Origin of the sequence: Paraburkholderia sp. GAS199, from assembly GCF_050436585.1 — a bacterium.
Taxonomy (GTDB): Bacteria; Pseudomonadota; Gammaproteobacteria; order Burkholderiales; family Burkholderiaceae; genus Paraburkholderia.
Map to the genome: position 1 here is coordinate 180,766 of NZ_JBNDMM010000005.1, position 16,378 is coordinate 197,143.

A 16,378-nucleotide genomic window follows, 5' to 3' on the forward strand; every position below is an offset into this window, starting at 1 on the left:
GTCGTGCCGCGGACTTCTGCCTATGATGGCTCATCCGTCAGCCACGCATTGGATCAGGACATGAGTTATCCGTACGACATCCTCACTGCAACCTGCCTTTTCATCATCGTGATTTCCACCTCGATCATGCTCGCTTTGTCGTGAGCGGTCGGTCCTGCATGGACCGCCTGCCCGCAGCCGCATGCTCTGAAACACACCAGACGCCCGCGCGAAAAAAGACGCGATATACTGTACAAATATACAGTACTTTTACGTCTGAGCAATGCGCCTTCCACCTTTCGAACCGCCCACGCTCGTCGAACTGCGCGCCTGGTGGCGCACGCGCGACGAACAGGCCGTGCAGCGGCTGATTCTCGAAATCCAGCGTCAGCGGCTCACGCTGCTGGAGCTACGCACGCTCATCGACAACGGCGTCCAGCAGGCGCGCGCCGCCGACCGTACGCTGGTGGAACGCGGCGAGCCGCTGATGACCCTGCGCATCCGGCTCGCGCAGGAAGTGCTACGTGTCGGTGAAATCGACGATACGCGGCGCCTGAGCCGCAGCGAGCAGGAACGGATTGCCGCGCGCATTCAAGGTCAGATGGAATATGCCGGCGAAGGCCGCCTCAAGCGACAGCGCCGCAACATCTGATCGCCGGCGCGGCCGTCAGGTCCGCGCCGCGCACCGACGTTCAGCGGGTTTGCGCCGCGACCCGCAGGCCGAGCGAAATGAACAGCACGCCGATGATCTTGTTCTGCCAGCGCGCCAGCCACGTCAAACGCTTGACGAAGCGGCCGAGCGGACGAATCGTCAATACGATGAAGGTCGTGTAAAGCGCGCTCATGCCGACGAAAATCAGCCCGAGCGTGGAGAATTGCAGGAAGGTCGAACCGTGTTCGGGATGAACGAACTGCGGCAGAAAAGCGAGAAAGAAAAGCGCCGTCTTGGGGTTCAGCACTTCGGCGGGAATGGCCTGAAAGAACGCTTTCGACGCCGACACCGGCGGCACGGTGGGCAGATGCGCACTCGTCTGCTTTTCGCGCAGTGCACGCACGCCCAGATAGATCAGGTATGCCGCTCCGACGAATTTCACCGCGTTGAACGCGAGCGCCGAGGTCATCAGCAGCGCCGACAGGCCGACCGATGCAGCCAGCGTGTGAACGAAGTCGCCCGCCGCAATGCCCAGACCGGTGAGGATGCCGGCCTTGCGCCCGCCGTGCACCGTACGCGTCAACACCAGCAGCACGGCCGGACCGGGAATCAGAAAGAGCCCGAGTACAACGGCAACGAAGGTTCCCAGCGTGGAAAGATCAAGCATGTCGTCTCCTTGATGACGCCTTGTGCGCGCCGTCGGCGCGGGCGCGTTCAGACGACGATTGTAGACGAATGGTGGGGAGGCGTTGCGGACCCTGCGTGCGGAAAAACGTGACGAACCACAGATGAGGAGTCTGGTTTCGCCCCAGCCGGGCTAGATCCGTCACGCAAGCCATTATGCGGCGCGGCGTGCGCGCCGTCATCGCATCGCTTTGCAATGGACCCTTACCGGATCGGCGACAATCGCGGGCAATCTTGTTGCACGAAGAACAACGAAAGACGCCCGCGCGCGTCCACGGAAGCTCGACGGTCCGCACGCAGCGATCCGTTACCATGACGGACACCGCGCGGCACGGCCGCGCCTTTCTCACCGACCAGACTCCTCGCTTTGCCCACCTACACCCTCCCCGCGGCGCTGACCGCGGAACTCGACATCCGCAAGAGCCGCTTCATCGCGTACGCGATTCCGGTCGCCGATCGCGATGCCGCGATGGCGGAACTGCGTCGTCTGCGCGACGAACATCCGGCCGCCACGCACGTCTGCTGGGCCTTGCTGGCGGGCGGCCAGTCGGGCATGTCCGACGACGGCGAACCGTCCGGCACGGCCGGCCGGCCGATTCTCGAAGTCCTGCGTCACCACGACCTCGATGGCGTGCTTGCCGCCGTGGTGCGCTACTACGGCGGCGTCAAACTCGGCGCGGGCGGCCTCGTGCGCGCCTACACCGACGCGATCGCTTCCGCCTTGCTCGACGCACCGAGAATCGAGCGGATCGCGCAGGTTTCGCTGACCGTCGAAGTGTCGTACGGCGACGAAGCGCGCGTACGCCGCTGGGTCGAAGCCGAGGCCTATGCGCTGCTCGAATGCACGTACGGCATGCTCGTGAAAATGACGATCCGCCTGCCCGTGAATGCCGTCGACGAAGCCAGGCTGGCGCTCGTGGACATGACCCAGGGGAAGGCCGGCTTCTTCTGAGCGGCGGCGTAAAAATTCGAAAACATGGCGCGGGAAAAATGTCCGGTGTCGGCGCACTGTTACCATGCTGTTCTGCAGAGGAATCACGCGTTCAACTTTAAAGGCACCCGCTCTGACATCGACTGCCGTTTCTTCCCGCACAGCGCCTGAGCCGCGTTCGCCCAGTCCGACTGCCCGGCAATCGCTCAACCCCGCACGTTCGAGCATGCGCGGCGTGGTGCTCAAGGGCTGCGGCGTGGTCGCGTTGCCGCTCATGCTGTCGGCCTGCTCGTGGTCGTGGTTCGGATTGAACAGCCACGCGCGCACGGCGCCCGTACATGCCACCGGCTCGCTGAGCGTCGCGCCCGCGCGCGATTTCGCCTATATGCCCGCACGCAACGGCCGCGTCTCGCCCAACCGGATCGAGAACAGCGCGATGACCGGTATCGTCCTGAAAACGGATATCAACGAAGCAGTGCGCAACAGCGTCGAGAGCCGATTGAAAATCGCCGGCTTTCATCTCGACGCGGGCACGAAAATCCTGAGCGGCAGCATCGAAGACTTCACGGTGGACGACGAACGCTCGCCGGCCTACTGGACCCTGAAAATGCGCTATGTCGTGATCGACGCCACGACGCGCAAAGTGGTCTTCGCGACCACCAAGACGGTGCGTCAGAAGTCGCCGAAATTCACCAGCAATACCGTGGCGATCGAAGACACGGTCAAGCTGAGCGTCGATGCGCTCATCGGCGATCCGGGCTTCGTCCGATCGGTGAACTGACTGTCAACCGAATGTTGCGCCGCGCGTCCGCCGTCGCACTGCGGATGCATAAGCAATGCTGAATAGCTCGGCGCAGAAACTTTAACTATCAGCAATCGTCCGACGCCCCTATGCTCGAACAATGACCCGCCGCCGCGCCTTTGTGCGCCGCGGTATCGGGCGAGCGACTTCTCATAGTCACAGGGGCGGCATCATGAAAATCTGTATCTTCGGAGCAGGTGCGATCGGCGGTCTGATGGGCGTGCAAATGGCGCGCGCGGGGGCGGACGTCAGTTTCGTCGCGCGCGGCGCGAATCTCGCGGCCATGCGCGAACACGGCGCGCGGCTCATTATGGATGGCGAAACAATTACGGCACCGGTGCGTTGCACGTCCGACCCGCGCGAACTCGGCGTACAGGACTTCGTGATCATCACGTTGAAGGCGCACTCGCTGCCGGGCGTGGTGGAATCCATGCAGCCGCTGCTCGGCAAACACACGGCCATCGTCACCGGCGTGAACGGCATTCCCTACTGGTACTTCTATCAGCACGGCGGCAAGTTCGCGGGCACGCGACTCACGAGCATCGACCCGGACGGCAGCCAGTGGAATCGCCTCGGGCCGGAGCGCGCGATCGGTTGCGTGCTCTACCCGGCTGCGGAGCTGATCGAGCCCGGCGTCATCAAGCACGTGTACGGCAAGAAATTCCCGATCGGCGAGCCGAGCGGCGAACGCACGCCACGCATCCAGCAGTTGCATGAAATCATGCAGGCCGCCGGTTTCGACGCGCCGATCCGCGACAATATCCGCGACGAAATCTGGCTCAAGCTGTGGGGCAATCTCTGCTTCAACCCGATCAGCGCGCTGACGCACGCCACGCTCGACGTCCTCACCAGCGATCCGGGCACGCGCGCGGTATCGCGCACGATGATGCTGGAGGCCAAGCGCATCGCCGATCAGTTCGGCGTGCATTTTCGCGTCGACGTGGAAAAACGCATCGACGGCGCGGGCGCGGTGGGCGCGCACAAGACCTCGACGCTGGTCGATCTGGAGCACCGTCGTCCGATGGAAATCGATCCGCTGCTGACGGTCGTGCAGGAGATGGGACGCCTCGTCGCCGAGCCGACCCCGACCATCGACACCGTGCTCGCGCTGATCAAACTGCGCGAGAAGATGGCATTGCAGGAAAGCTAGGCGGCAAGGTAAAAAAAGAGGCTCGGGTGCGAAAGCGCCCGAGCCTCTTTTGATTTGCGTAACGGCTATTGATCGATGGCGAGCCACACCGCTTTCGGTTCGGTGAAGTTCTCGATCGCGACGTCGCCGTGTTCGCGGCCGAAGCCCGAGTCGCCGGAACCGCCCCACGGCAAACGCACATCCGTGTAGCCGTACGTGTTGATCCACACGGTCCCCGCCTTGAGATCGCGCGCCACGCGATGCACGCGGCCGATGTCCGCGCTCCACACGCCGGCGGCGAGGCTGAACAGCGTGCCGTTGGCGATGCGCAGGGCGTCGGCTTCGTCCTCGAAACGGATGACGCTGGCCACCGGGCCGAAAATCTCCTCCTGCGAAATACGCATCTCGTGCTCGACGTTGGCGAACACCGTCGGCTCGACAAAGAAACCGCGCTCGCCGATGCGCGCGCCGCCGGTCACGAGCGACGCGCCTTCGGCCCTGCCCGCTTCCACGTAACCGAGCACGGTCTTCATCTGCGCCGCCGAAATCAGCGGACCCATCGAGGTTTCGCGCGACGCCGGATCGCCGATCTTGATCGACTTCGCGCGCGCAGCCAGCCGCTCGACGACTTCGTCGTACACGTCGCGATGCGCGAGAATGCGCGAGCCCGCCGAGCACACCTGTCCCGTGTTGAAGAAGATGCCGGACGCAGCCGCGCGCACCGCGTTGTCGAGATTGGCATCCGGAAAGATCAGGTTGGCGGACTTGCCGCCGAGCTCCAGCGTCACGCGCTTGAAATTGCCTGCCGCGCCCTGCAGAATGCCGCGTCCCACGGACGGCGAGCCGGTGAACGTGACCTTGTCGACGCCGGGATGGCCGACCAGCGCATCGCCCACCACGCGCCCTTTGCCGGTGACGATATTCAGCACGCCGGGCGGCACGCCCGCTTCGAGCGCGAGTTCGCCGATACGCAGCGCGCTGAGCGGCGTGATCTCCGCGGGCTTGACGATCAACGTGCAGCCGCATGCTAGCGCGGGCGCGATTTTCCACATGCCGATCATCAGCGGGAAATTCCACGGCACGATGGCGGCCACGACGCCGACCGGCTCGCGCAAGGTGTACGTCAATGCGTCGGGACGCGCCGGTATGACCTGGCCGTTGATCTTGTCGCACCAGCCTGCGTAGTATTCGAGCGTATCGATCGCGGCCGGCACGTCCTGGCGCATCACGGCCGCGATCGGCTTGCCCGCGTCGAGACTTTCGAGCGCGGCGATCTCGTCCTGGTTGGCGCGCAACAGTCCCGCGAAGCGCATCAGAATGCGGCCGCGTTCGGCGGCCCGCATGGCGTTCCACACTTTCAACGCGGCGCGCGCGGCGTGCACCGCCGTGTCCACGTCGGCGGCACTGCCCTGCGCGACCAGCGCGATCGGTTCCTCGGTCGCGGGGTTGATGTCGACGGAATATTCGCCTGTGCCGGGCGGCAAACGCTTGCCGTCGATCAGCAGGTCATGGCGCCTGAGGTCGGTGTCAGTTTCCATCTTGAGTCTCCTTGCATGGGGTATGACGTGAGCTGACCGGCTGCAATGCGGCCGGAGCCGGAGCGAGGGCTGTCGCTAGGGTTCGTGGAGTATCGGGCGGCCGGCCGGGGCAGCGGGCCACGTGGACGCGCGCGCGCCGCACGATGTCGACGCATTCAAACTGGCGGGCGCGCTGGAATCCGGATTGGGGCCTGGGTTCGTCCTTGCGCTCGGGCTGGCGCAAACTGTCACGCCCGGCTGCGCGCCGGCAAGGCTGCAGAACTGCGCCCAGACCGCCGCGGCGTTGGGCCGCAAAGAGCGGTTGCGGCGATGCACGAGCATCGTCGTCAGATGCATGGCGGGGACCAACGGACGGCTGACGAGCGACGTCTGCAGCGCCGGCCAGTGCGGGCCGACCGGCAAGACCCCGACGCCGAGTCCCAGTTCGACCATGCGCGACACGCCCGCCACGTGCCCCAGTTCCTGCACGGAACGCCGCTTCAACCCATGTGCATGGAAGGCGAGATCGAGCGCACTGCGCACGCCCGTGTCGGCATTCAGCGTGACCAGCGCCCACTCCTGCAAGCTGCTCCACGGCAAACTCGTGTGCCGCGCGAGCGGATGCGTGGGCGGCATCACGACCTCCAGCGGAGTCGCGAAAAGCGGTTGCGCGTGCAGCAGTTCGCTCGTGAACGGCTCGGCCATCGAGACCACGCCGAAGTCCACTTCGCCCTGCTCGACACTCGCCAGCACGCCGCTCTGTGGCTGGTCTCTCACCGACACGATCAGTTCGGGAAACGCGGATGCGCAACGCGCCAGTCCCTCCGCCACCCAGCCCGACGACAACACCGGATTGCTCGCCAGCACGACCACGCCGGTATGGCCTTCGTACGCGGCGCGCTCTTCCCGCAAGGTCAGTTCGATTTCATCCAGCAGACGGCCGATTCTGCGTTCGAGACTCGCGCCCGCATTGGTCAGTTCTACCTGGCGAGTCGTGCGGTCGAACAGTTTCACTTCCACTGCGTCTTCGAGTTCGCGCACGCAGCGGCTCACCGCCGACTGCGTGAGATCGAACTGGCGCGCCGCGCGCGTGAAACTCCGCTCACGCGCGACGGCGACGAAGACCTTGAGCTGCTGCAACGAAACATTCATGACGTCGCTGCCAGGACAACACGGTTCACGCTATTCACCTGTCTGCTCCGGCCAGTGGCTCATGCGCGAAGACTTGCTGCCGGCCACCGCCAGCACGCCTTGCGGCTCGTTGCTGGATTCGATCCAGCGGGCCCGCATCGGTGCAAGAATGAACTTGGCCGAGACGCCCGCCGCGATCGTCACGACAGCCGAGACGATGAACACCAGGTTCCAGCCGCCGGTTGCCGAGAGTACCGAAGCCACCGGCACCAGCAGCGAGGCCGTGCCCTTCGCGGTGTACAGCGTGCCGGCGTTGGCCGCGGCGTATTTGCTGCCGAATGTATCGGCGCAGATGGCCGGAAAGATCGAGAAGATCTCGCCCCAGAACAGGAAGATCAGCGCGGCGAAAGTCATGAACGCATACGGGTTGGTGCCGTACTGCATCAGACCCAGCAAGGCCAGCCCTTCGCCGATGAAGATCACGAACATCGTGTTCTCGCGGCCGAGTTTGTCGGAAATGAAGCCGCACAGCGGACGCGTGAAGCCGTTGCAGACGTTGTCGATGGAGAGCGTGGCGGTGAGCAGCGGCAAGGTCATGCCGAAGATCGTCATCGGGATGCGCGCGAGCCCCCAGTCCTTCGCGATCGGACCGATCTGCGCGGTCGCCATCAGGCCGCCGGCAGCCACGGCAACGAAGGAAACGTAAATCACCCAGAACACCGGCGCCTTGATCATCTGGCCAGGCGTGTAATCGACCTTGGTGACGGCGAACTTCTTTTTCGGCGCGGCCTGCGCACGCAGATTCGGTTTCTTCAGCAGCAGCGCGAGAACGAAAATGCAGGCGCCCTGCAGAATGCCGAAGAACAGGAAGGTGTGCTCGTAACCCGAGCGCGTAATCATGTTCGCAATCGGAATGACCGTCACCGCAGCGCCCGCGCCGAAGCCCGCCGCGGTCAGACCGGCAGCGAGACCGCGCCGGTCCGGAAACCATTTCAGCGCATTGCCCACGCACGTGCCGTACACGCCGCCCGCACCGATCCCGGCGATGACCGCCGAGACGTAGAGCATCGGCAAGGTGGTGATCATCGAGTTCATCACCCACGCGACACCGGCGCAGATCGCGCCGCCGGCCACCACCGGACGCGGCCCGAACTTGTCGACGAGCCAGCCTTCCACGGGCACGAGCCACGTTTCCGTCAGAATGAAAATGGCGAACGCGAGCTGAATGGATGCTTCGCCCCAGTGATGGCGCGAATTCATCGGCGTGACGAAGAGCGTCCATGCGTACTGCAGATTGGCGACCAGCGCCATACACATCATGCCGATGACTAGCTGCCACCAGCGGTTCGCCCAGAATACGCGGGCCGTGGTCTGCTGATTGATCTCGTCCATGAGCCTTGTCTCCGCTATCTATTAGCTATTAGCTATTAGCGCGACGGCAAAAAATGCCGCGCTGTATGTGTCCTACCTTATGGTCAAGACCCGGAAAGCCGTGCAATCCGGGAATAATCAATATCTGCCGCTTTAAAGCCGATTGCTTTTAAGACCACCATCCTCGTGATTCCCGGCTTTTTGCTTTTTGTGCCGATTTTTCGAAAAATTCTTTAATCCGATCAATTCAATTACCGGAACGTCCTTCTGGTGCGGCGTTTGCCGCTTTTCTACTGGAAAACAGGCGTTAACCCGAATGACGCACCGCTAATTCCCCTCTCTTATACGAGTCATGCTAGGGTCAATGCTGAATTACTAATAATTAAAGTTTGTTATTATGTCGATTCACGTTTGCTTATACATCGACCATGACGATGCGCAATGCGACCCTGCGGCAGTTGAAGGTTTTCGAAACGGTGGCGCGTCACCTGAGCTTTTCGCGCGCGGCCGAAGAATTGCACCTCACCCAGCCCGCCGTTTCCACTCAGGTCAGGCAACTCGAAGAACATGCGGGGCTGCCGCTGTTCGAGCAGCTCGGCAAAAAGATCTATCTGACGCCGGCCGGCACCGAAATGCTTCACTACAGCCGCGCGATCATTCAGCAGTTCCATGAAGTCGACGAGGCGATGGGGCAGCTCAAAGGCGTCTCGGGCGGCAAGCTGAATGTCGCGGTAATCAGCGCCGGCGACTACTTCTTCCCGCGCCTGCTGGCCGAATTCACGCGGCGCTATTCCGGTGTCGTGCTCAATCTCGCCGTGCACAACCGCGAAGAACTGCTGCATCAACTCGCCACCAATCAGACAGATCTCGCGGTCATGGTGCGTCCGCCGCACGAAACCGACGCGACCAACGAGCCTTTCGCGCCGCACCCGTATGTGATCGTGGCGGCGCCCACGCATCCGCTCGCGCACAAGCGCAACATCCGCATGAGCCAGCTCGCGAGCGAGGCGTTCATCGTGCGCGAGCGCGGTTCGGATACCTGGAATTCGATGGAAGAAGGTTTCGCCGGGCGTCTCGCGAATCTGAAGATCGCCATGGAAATCAAAAGTACGGAGACGATCAAGCAGGCCGTGATTGCCGGCATGGGCATCGCGTTTCTCTCCGCGCACACCATCAGTCTCGAACTGCAACTCGGCCATCTCGTCGTGCTGGATGTCGAGAGCTTTCCGGTCATGCTCAACTGGTACGTGGTGCACCGGAAGAACAAGCGTCTTCCGCCGGTTGCCGTCGCCTTCAAACGCTTCCTGATGGAAGAAGGCGCGAACCTGATCGAGAAGATCACGCGCGCGAAGGAATTGAGCGTCTATAAGCAGTAGGCTATGGCCATCCAATAAAACTTTAACTATTGGAAATCGGTTAGCGTCCCTATGCTGCAAGCGGGTTCCGCCGAACGTTCGCCCTGAACTTTCTCGCGGATTTTCTTCGCCTGTCAGCCGGGGAGGCCGATCATGAATCCCGTTTCGCACGCGTCGCACGTCGACGCACGCACCTCGCGTGTTGCCGGTGCCAGCGCCGACGACGCGCATCTGAGTGCCTATAACGCCGCGTTCAGCGATCTCGGACTGCGCTTTCGCTGGGACCAGGCCACGCTCGACGTCCTCAAGGAATTCCATAGCGAGGCGGCTCGCATCACCGCCTATATCGAGCGCTTTCACGCGCATCTGCATCGCGCCTACGACTCGGAATTTCTCGCCCAGATGATCCTGCAGAAGAAGGCGCGCTATTACAGCGAGTTTTGTACAACTGACGAATGAGCGGTCGAGCGAAAGCGGCGGCGATGCGATCGCGCCGCTTCGCGCATGGCCGGGTCGCGCGATTCGCGTGTTCATGATCGACGCGCTCCGGTGCCGCGAGTGGATGCGCGAAAGATGTGCGCTTGCATGCGCGCAGACGCATTGCCATAGCGGCTGCGATGTCGTGCTGCATGCGGCGCGCTATCCTGCCCGATTCGCCATTCGCTATGCCGATGCGTCGCCGATCGCACCGCCAGCGTCGGCGAATCCCGAAGCGGCCAGACGAACTCGCTCGCGTCCTGCTGATCGAGCCAGCCGGACGACGGATCGCGCGGTGGCGGCGCATAGCCATGCGAGCGTCCCGCAAATGCGAAGGTGGCGGACTGCGCGGCATGGCCCGCAGTTCTGCCGCGATCGACGAGCATCACATGCACGCCCAATGCCGCGGACAGCACGCTCGCCGCCAGCAGCGCCGCGAGACCCGAGGGCTGCGCCTGTCCGGTGATAAAGCCGAAGCCGAGCCACGCGCACAACGACAGCGCGAGCAGATTGACGCCGTCGTGGCCGGGACGTGCCGCTTCACGCGCACCGACGACATCGAACAGGCCGCGCAACTTGCAGAGCGCAACGAGCGATGTCGCGAACACGAGCGCGCCGCCGGACACCGCTGCATACAGTTCGGCGCGCGCCAGATTCGCGAACGCGGTTGCCGACAACAGATAGCTCGCCAGACCGCCGCCCATCGCAGTCAATCCGACGACGCTGCCGAGGGACGCGATCAGCCACGAACGCCGCGCCCTGCCGCGCACTCCGCCGCACGCGGCAACCGCCGCCATCAAGGCGATGGCAAGCAGGCCGGCCATCGGCACGGCGCCTGTCCACACGGCACTGTCAGACGCTTGCAGCATGCGTGCTCCTCCGTTCCGTGTTGCCCGTTGCAGTTCATGCGCTACGTGACGCTGTTCGACATCGCGCGATATCACGCGACACGTGAGCGTCTAGACAGCGCTCGCTGCGACCGCGGGCGGTAGTAGTGCTTCGGCGTCGCGCGTGGCGAGCAGGGTATTGCTGAGCGTGCCGATACCGTCGATGGTGATCGTCACGGTCGAGCCGTCCTTGATCGAGCCGACGCCGACCGAGGTGCCGCATGCGATCACGTCGCCCGGTTCGAGCGTGAGGTCCTGCGAGATCAGACTCACCTGCTCGGCGGGCGAAAACACCATGTCGGCGAGCGGATAGTTTTGCCGCTCGACGCCGTCGACTTTCGTCACGAGATGCGCGTGATGCCAGTCGAAACCGGAGACGATCGCGGGACCGATACAGCAGAACGTGTCGAAGCCTTTGGCACGGCACCACTGCGGAAAATGCGGGTTCTCGTTCAGCAGTTCGGCTGCCGTGACGTCGTTGACCAGCGTGTAGCCGAAGATCGCCTGCGCGGCCTCCTCGACGCTCGCATCGCGCACGCGGCGCCCGATCACGATGCCGAGTTCGCCTTCGTAGGCGATCTTTCCCGCGTAGCTGACGGGCCGATGAATCGCTTCGCCGGAACCGATCACGCTGCCCGCTGGCTTCAGCAAAAACAGCGGATGCGAAGGCACGGGTTTATCGAGTTTCGCCGCCAGCGCGTGAAAGTTATTCCACAGCGCGACGACCTTGCCGGGCGCGCACGGCGCGAGCGGCGTCAGCGCGCGAGTCGACAGAACCGCGCCGGTCGGCACCGGTTGATCGAGACCCGCGTATTCGTGCAGATAACCGCCTTCCACCCGTCCGAACACGATGCCGCCATCGCCGGACATGAACCGCATCCATGAATCCATACGTCGCTCCTCGATTGTTCTGTTGATGACGTCTAGATCGCGCCGGCCATGCGCAACGCGCTGATCTGCTCGACGGAATAGCCGAGTTCGGCCATCACCTCGTCGGTGTGTTCACCGAGCAATGGCGAGCGCGTCACTTCGGTCGGGCTATCGGATAATTTGATAGGATTGCCAACTGTCAGGTATTTGCCGCGAGTCGGATGGTCCACTTCGACGATCGTGCCGGTCTTGCGCAACGAAGGCTCTTCGGCAATCTCCTTCATCGAGAGAATCGGGCCGCACGGAATGTCGTACTTGTTGAGAATCTCCATGGCTTCGAACTTGGTCTTGGTCATGGTCCAGCGTTCGATCTCGGCAAAGATGTCCTTCAGATGCGGCAGGCGCGCAGCCGGCGTCGCGTAGTCCGGGTCGGTGGCCCACTCCTCCTTGCCGATCACGTTGCAGATCTTCGTCCACACCGGCGCCTGCGTGATGAAGTAGATGTACGCGTTCGGGTCCGTCTCCCAGCCTTTGCATTTGAGAATCCAGCCAGGCTGGCCGCCACCCGATGCATTGCCCGCGCGCGGCACGGCCTCGCCAAAGGTTCCGTTCGGGTATTGCGGGTATTCCTTCATCGTGCCGGTGCGCTCGAGCCGCTGCTGGTCGCGCAGTTTCACGCGGCAGAGATTGAGCACGCCGTCCTGCATCGCGGCCAGCACGCGCTGACCACGACCCGTCATGGTGCGTTGATAGAGCGCCGTGACGATGCCGAGCGCGAGATGCAGGCCCGTGCCGCTGTCGCCGATCTGCGCACCGCTCACCACCGGCGGGCCGTCGTCGAAACCGGTGGTGGAGGCCGCCCCGCCCGCGCACTGCGCGACGTTCTCGTAGACCTTGCAGTCTTCGTAGGGTCCAGGGCCGAAGCCTTTGACGGACGCCACGATCATGCGCGGATTCAGCTCCTGAATCCGCTCCCATGTGAAGCCCATGCGATCGAGCGCGCCCGGCGCGAAATTCTCGACCAGCACATCGCATTTCTGGATCAGCGCTTCGAGCACCAGCTTCCCTTCCGGATTCTTGGTGTCGATCGTGACCGAGCGCTTGTTGTGGTTGAGCATCGTGAAATACAGGCTGTCGACGTCGGGGATATCGCGCAACTGCTCGCGCGTGATGTCGCCGGCACCGGCCCGCTCAACCTTGATCACGTCCGCGCCGAACCACGCGAGCAACTGTGTGCAGGTCGGTCCCGACTGCACGTGCGTGAAGTCGAGAATGCGCACACCGTCGAGTGCTTTGCCCATTTCATGTCTCCTGAAGGTCCGCTCGTTTTGCTTGTGAAACGAATGCTGAGATCGCTTTAGCCTTGCCTCAAGTCAGCCTTGATACATACAGTATGTGGTATATCACATTCAAGCAAGCGCAATTTTGGACTGCGGGAAACCGCGGAGTTTGGCCGGAGAGCCTTGTCTGGCTTGGGGCTGGCGCGAGTTCGAGCTATTGCGCGGGAGGAAGGACGAGGGAAAACACCGAGGCGCGAACGCGCTCTCTATTACGGCCGGCCGTTCGCCACAGGACGAGAAAAAGGCCCATGGCGCGCGTTGCACCACGGGCCTTCTAGCCTTCTAATCAGCCATCCGGACGGACGTCAGTCGAGAAAGTCGCAGTTCGCTTCGACGAACGCCGCGAGATCGAGCGAATGCTGCCGCGTAAGACGCTCAGCCAGCTCGGTATCGCGCTGTTCCAGCGCTTCGATAATGCGCAGATGGTCGACGATCGAACGCGACGCGCGATCGCTCTGCGAAATCGTCATGCGGCGGATGGCGCGCACGTGGATGAAGATGTTCTTGATCGTGTCGAGAATGATCTGCGACTTCGACAATTCGACGATCGCCTGATGGAACGCAATGTTGGCGTCCGAGTATTCGGCGATGTGCTCGGCCGGCGTGGCGTCGCGGAAACTGTCGAACATGTGACGCAGACGGGCGATCTCCTCGTCCGTTGCGTGCAGCGTAGCGAGGCGCGCCGCCATGCTTTCGAGCGCGGCCCACATCTGGATCATCTCGACGATCTCGCGCTTGCTCTTGCGCACGATGTAGATACCGCGCCGCGGCACCATGCGCAGAAAGCCTTCCTGCTCGAGCAGCGTCATCGCCTCGCGCACCGGCGTGCGGCTGACGCCCAGCGATTCGCTCAGCACGCGTTCGTCGAGGCGGATTTCCTCGCGCGACTGATAGATGTCCGCGTCGGCGATGGCCTGCCGGAGCATGGCGTAAGCCTGATCGCGCAAGCTCGCGCTTGCGCCGATCGGCTGGAGAGTCAAGGTCAAAGGTGTAGCCATTGCTTCAGGTTGAAGTTCAGACGACATTCATCCCCTCTTGTGGAACACGCGCACGATACGGCGCCGCCGCGGACGCAACCGGCGGTTCGCCCAGACCGACGAAGCGGCCGTGTTGCGCTGCAAGCTGCGCGACCGGCTGCGGAATCCAGCGGGTGAGCAGAACGGTGGCGGCAGCGCCCAAGCCTACGAAAGCCACGGCAAACAGCGCGAGAGGAACAAATTCCATTTGTAACTCCGAATGATTGAGTGAAGGAATGACTCAATCATATGCTGCATTGCCGCATTAATCAATATTCAGTATGTGATATATCAAAGACTGTTGTTTTTAGGATTGCACGCTCAAGGTAGCACGGGACGACGCCTCGCGGGCTAACCGCACCTTCATCGCGACGTCGAGTGGCCGCGAGGCTCCGTGTAAACGCGCAAAACGCGCGCTATTCGCGCAGTTACGCGCGCCAATCGCGCAATTTTCGCTCGATGCGGATTGTGAGAACCGGCTCACATCATTAACCTTCGGGGATTCCTGCGTCGACACGCACGCCAGCAGATGGCCTGCGCCGCCGATCTCAAGCAGACCGAGCGTTCCAAGGAGACATCGTCATGAGCACTACCCTCTCGACAGCCGCCACGGCTGATAACCGCAAGGCGCGCAATCGCGCCCGCCAGGCCGCGCTCGGCAGTTTCGTCGGCGCCGTGGTCGACTGGTACGACTTCCTGCTGTACGGCATCGTCGCGGCGCTGGTTTTCAACGCCGAGTTCTTCCCCAAAGTCAGCCCGGCGATGGGCACGCTCGCCGCTTTCGCCACCTTCGGCGTAGGCTTCCTGTTCCGGCCGCTCGGCGGCTTCGTGTTCGGTCACTACGGCGACCGCCTCGGCCGCAAGCGCATGCTGGTGCTCACCGTGATGATGATGGGCCTCTCCACGGCGGCGATCGGTCTGCTGCCCGCCTTCTCCAGCATCGGCTGGTGGGCGCCGGTGCTGCTCGTCACCTTGCGCGCGATCCAGGGCTTCGCGGTCGGCGGCGAATGGGGCGGCGCGGCCTTGATGGCGGTCGAAAGCGCGCCGGAGAAGAAGAAGGCGTTCTACAGCAGCGGCGTGCAGGTCGGCTACGGTGTAGGGCTCGTGCTGTCCACCGGTCTGGTGGCGATCATCAGCCGTTCGATGGACAACGCTTCGTTCCTGAACTGGGGCTGGCGTCTGCCCTTCCTGTTTAGTGTGGTGCTGGTGCTGATCGCGTTGTGGATTCGTTCCAGCATGGAGGAGTCGAAGGAATTCGTGGAGAAGGTCGGCGAGAAAGGCGAGCGCAGCGTGCGTCTGCCGATCGTCGAAGCCTTGCTGAAACACCCGAAGGCATTTCTGCTGATCATCGCGCTGCGGCTTGCCGAACTCTTCACGATGTATATCGTCACGGCTTTCGCCCTGAACTACTCCACGGCCAATCTGCACATGCCGCGCGAGTTCTTCCTCTCGATCGGCCTGCTGGTCGGCGCGGTGAGTTGCGTGACGATCCCCTGCTTCGCCTGGCTCGCGGACCGCTACGGCCGCCGCCGCGTGTATATCGTCGGGGCGCTGGTCGGCATGTTCAGCGCGGTGCCGTTCTTCCTCGCGCTGGAAGCCCGCTCGACCGTCTGGATCGTGATCTTCGCGGTGATGTTGGCGAACGTCGCGCACGACATGGTGGTGAGTGTGCAGCAGCCGATGTTCACCGAACTCTTCGGCACCGAGTACCGCTACAGCGGCGCGGGCGTCGGCTATCAGGTGGCGAGCGTGGTGGGCGGCGGCTTCACGCCGTTCATCGCCGTGGCGCTGGTGAGCTTCGCCGGCGGCTCCTGGCATCCGGTGGCGGCGTATCTGGCGGTCGGCTGCCTGATCTCGGTGCTGGTCGCGGCCAGAATGAAAACCGGCCGCACGGTCTCCTGATCCACGGCGCGAGCGCCTGAATCCAGTACGAATCAAGAAGTGTCGGGAAGGGCCGGAGTGGCAATGCCACTGCCGGCCCTTCTTTTTTCCAGCGCATGGAATGCCGGCGACGCGCCATGCGTTTATGTAGCCATGCTGCAATGCCGCGTTCTGTTTCGTGCCATCGCGCGCCAATCGAGTTTACGGTCGTATTTCACCAGGCGTAGTACTTATGCATATGCATCTCATATTGCAAATGCGACTTTCGCGAACTATCGTTCGCCCAAGCAGGTTTCATACCGAACGGCCAGTCATCATATGAAACGCATAATCATATTTCGACATCGGAAAAACTT

16 protein-coding genes are annotated in these 16,378 nt (G+C 62.9%); 7 read left to right on the top strand and 9 right to left on the bottom strand.

Features of this window, described 5'->3' with window-relative positions; translation table 11 throughout:
• Positions 1-262: 262 nt before the first annotated feature.
• Entirely contained in the window at positions 263-631 is a 369-nt protein-coding gene (locus tag P3T18_RS20345; protein ID WP_429301759.1) for a hypothetical protein, read from the top strand.
• Positions 632-671: 40 nt separating this feature from the next.
• Here the strand turns inward: P3T18_RS20345 and P3T18_RS20350 are convergent, their stop codons facing one another.
• The gene (locus tag P3T18_RS20350; RefSeq protein ID WP_429301760.1) at positions 672-1,298 is read right to left on the bottom strand and encodes a LysE family translocator; all 627 of its coding nucleotides are present in this window, start codon (positions 1,296-1,298) and stop codon (positions 672-674) included.
• Positions 1,299-1,682: 384 nt separating this feature from the next.
• On the opposite strand from P3T18_RS20350, the gene P3T18_RS20355 reads away from it, so the two are divergent.
• The 3 genes from P3T18_RS20355 (at position 1,683) to P3T18_RS20365 (ending at position 4,198) form a co-directional block, all read left to right on the top strand.
• Positions 1,683-2,267: an IMPACT family protein gene (locus P3T18_RS20355; RefSeq protein WP_429301761.1), complete on the top strand. Its 585-nt coding sequence runs from the start codon at positions 1,683-1,685 to the stop codon at positions 2,265-2,267.
• Positions 2,268-2,472: 205 nt separating this feature from the next.
• Positions 2,473-3,027, top strand: a complete 555-nt coding sequence (locus P3T18_RS20360; RefSeq protein WP_429301762.1) for a hypothetical protein — start codon at positions 2,473-2,475, stop codon at positions 3,025-3,027.
• A 193-nt stretch (positions 3,028-3,220) separates the two neighbouring features.
• On the top strand, positions 3,221-4,198 hold the full coding sequence (locus tag P3T18_RS20365) for a 2-dehydropantoate 2-reductase (protein ID WP_429301763.1): 978 nt from the start codon (positions 3,221-3,223) through the stop codon (positions 4,196-4,198).
• A gap of 65 nt (positions 4,199-4,263) precedes the next feature.
• Here the strand turns inward: P3T18_RS20365 and P3T18_RS20370 are convergent, their stop codons facing one another.
• The 3 genes from P3T18_RS20370 to oxlT all read right to left on the bottom strand — a co-directional run bounded on the left by P3T18_RS20370 (position 4,264) and on the right by oxlT (position 8,217).
• The gene (locus P3T18_RS20370) at positions 4,264-5,715 is read right to left on the bottom strand and encodes an aldehyde dehydrogenase family protein (RefSeq protein WP_429301764.1); all 1,452 of its coding nucleotides are present in this window, start codon (positions 5,713-5,715) and stop codon (positions 4,264-4,266) included.
• 75 nt (positions 5,716-5,790) lie between these two features.
• Complete coding sequence (locus P3T18_RS20375; RefSeq protein ID WP_429301765.1) at positions 5,791-6,846, bottom strand: LysR family transcriptional regulator; 1,056 nt, start codon at positions 6,844-6,846, stop codon at positions 5,791-5,793.
• Positions 6,847-6,876: 30 nt separating this feature from the next.
• Positions 6,877-8,217, bottom strand: a complete 1,341-nt coding sequence (oxlT, locus tag P3T18_RS20380) for an oxalate/formate MFS antiporter (RefSeq protein ID WP_429301766.1) — start codon at positions 8,215-8,217, stop codon at positions 6,877-6,879.
• Between the two features lie 407 nt (positions 8,218-8,624).
• Here oxlT and P3T18_RS20385 point away from each other — a divergent pair, with 407 nt between their 5' ends.
• Entirely contained in the window at positions 8,625-9,572 is a 948-nt protein-coding gene (locus P3T18_RS20385) for a LysR family transcriptional regulator (RefSeq protein WP_429301767.1), read from the top strand.
• A gap of 132 nt (positions 9,573-9,704) precedes the next feature.
• The gene (locus P3T18_RS20390) at positions 9,705-10,010 is read left to right on the top strand and encodes a hypothetical protein (protein ID WP_429301768.1); all 306 of its coding nucleotides are present in this window, start codon (positions 9,705-9,707) and stop codon (positions 10,008-10,010) included.
• 71 nt (positions 10,011-10,081) lie between these two features.
• On the opposite strand, the gene P3T18_RS20395 is transcribed toward P3T18_RS20390, so the two are convergent.
• From P3T18_RS20395 to P3T18_RS20415, 5 genes are all read right to left on the bottom strand, one after another.
• The gene (locus P3T18_RS20395; RefSeq protein ID WP_429301769.1) at positions 10,082-10,897 is read right to left on the bottom strand and encodes an NAD(P)(+) transhydrogenase (Re/Si-specific) subunit beta; all 816 of its coding nucleotides are present in this window, start codon (positions 10,895-10,897) and stop codon (positions 10,082-10,084) included.
• 90 nt (positions 10,898-10,987) lie between these two features.
• Entirely contained in the window at positions 10,988-11,806 is an 819-nt protein-coding gene (locus P3T18_RS20400) for a fumarylacetoacetate hydrolase family protein (protein ID WP_429301770.1), read from the bottom strand.
• 32 nt (positions 11,807-11,838) lie between these two features.
• Positions 11,839-13,086, bottom strand: coding sequence for a formyl-CoA transferase (frc, locus tag P3T18_RS20405; RefSeq protein WP_429301771.1), 1,248 nt, complete (start codon positions 13,084-13,086; stop codon positions 11,839-11,841).
• 344 nt (positions 13,087-13,430) lie between these two features.
• On the bottom strand, positions 13,431-14,150 hold the full coding sequence (locus tag P3T18_RS20410) for a GntR family transcriptional regulator (RefSeq protein WP_429301772.1): 720 nt from the start codon (positions 14,148-14,150) through the stop codon (positions 13,431-13,433).
• The gene (locus P3T18_RS20415) at positions 14,140-14,349 is read right to left on the bottom strand and encodes a hypothetical protein (protein ID WP_429301773.1); all 210 of its coding nucleotides are present in this window, start codon (positions 14,347-14,349) and stop codon (positions 14,140-14,142) included. Before P3T18_RS20415 ends, P3T18_RS20410 begins: the two co-directional genes overlap by 11 nt.
• A gap of 374 nt (positions 14,350-14,723) precedes the next feature.
• Between P3T18_RS20415 and shiA the strand changes: the two genes are divergently transcribed.
• Complete coding sequence (gene shiA, locus P3T18_RS20420; protein ID WP_429301774.1) at positions 14,724-16,043, top strand: shikimate transporter; 1,320 nt, start codon at positions 14,724-14,726, stop codon at positions 16,041-16,043.
• The last annotated feature ends 335 nt before the right edge of the window (positions 16,044-16,378 follow it).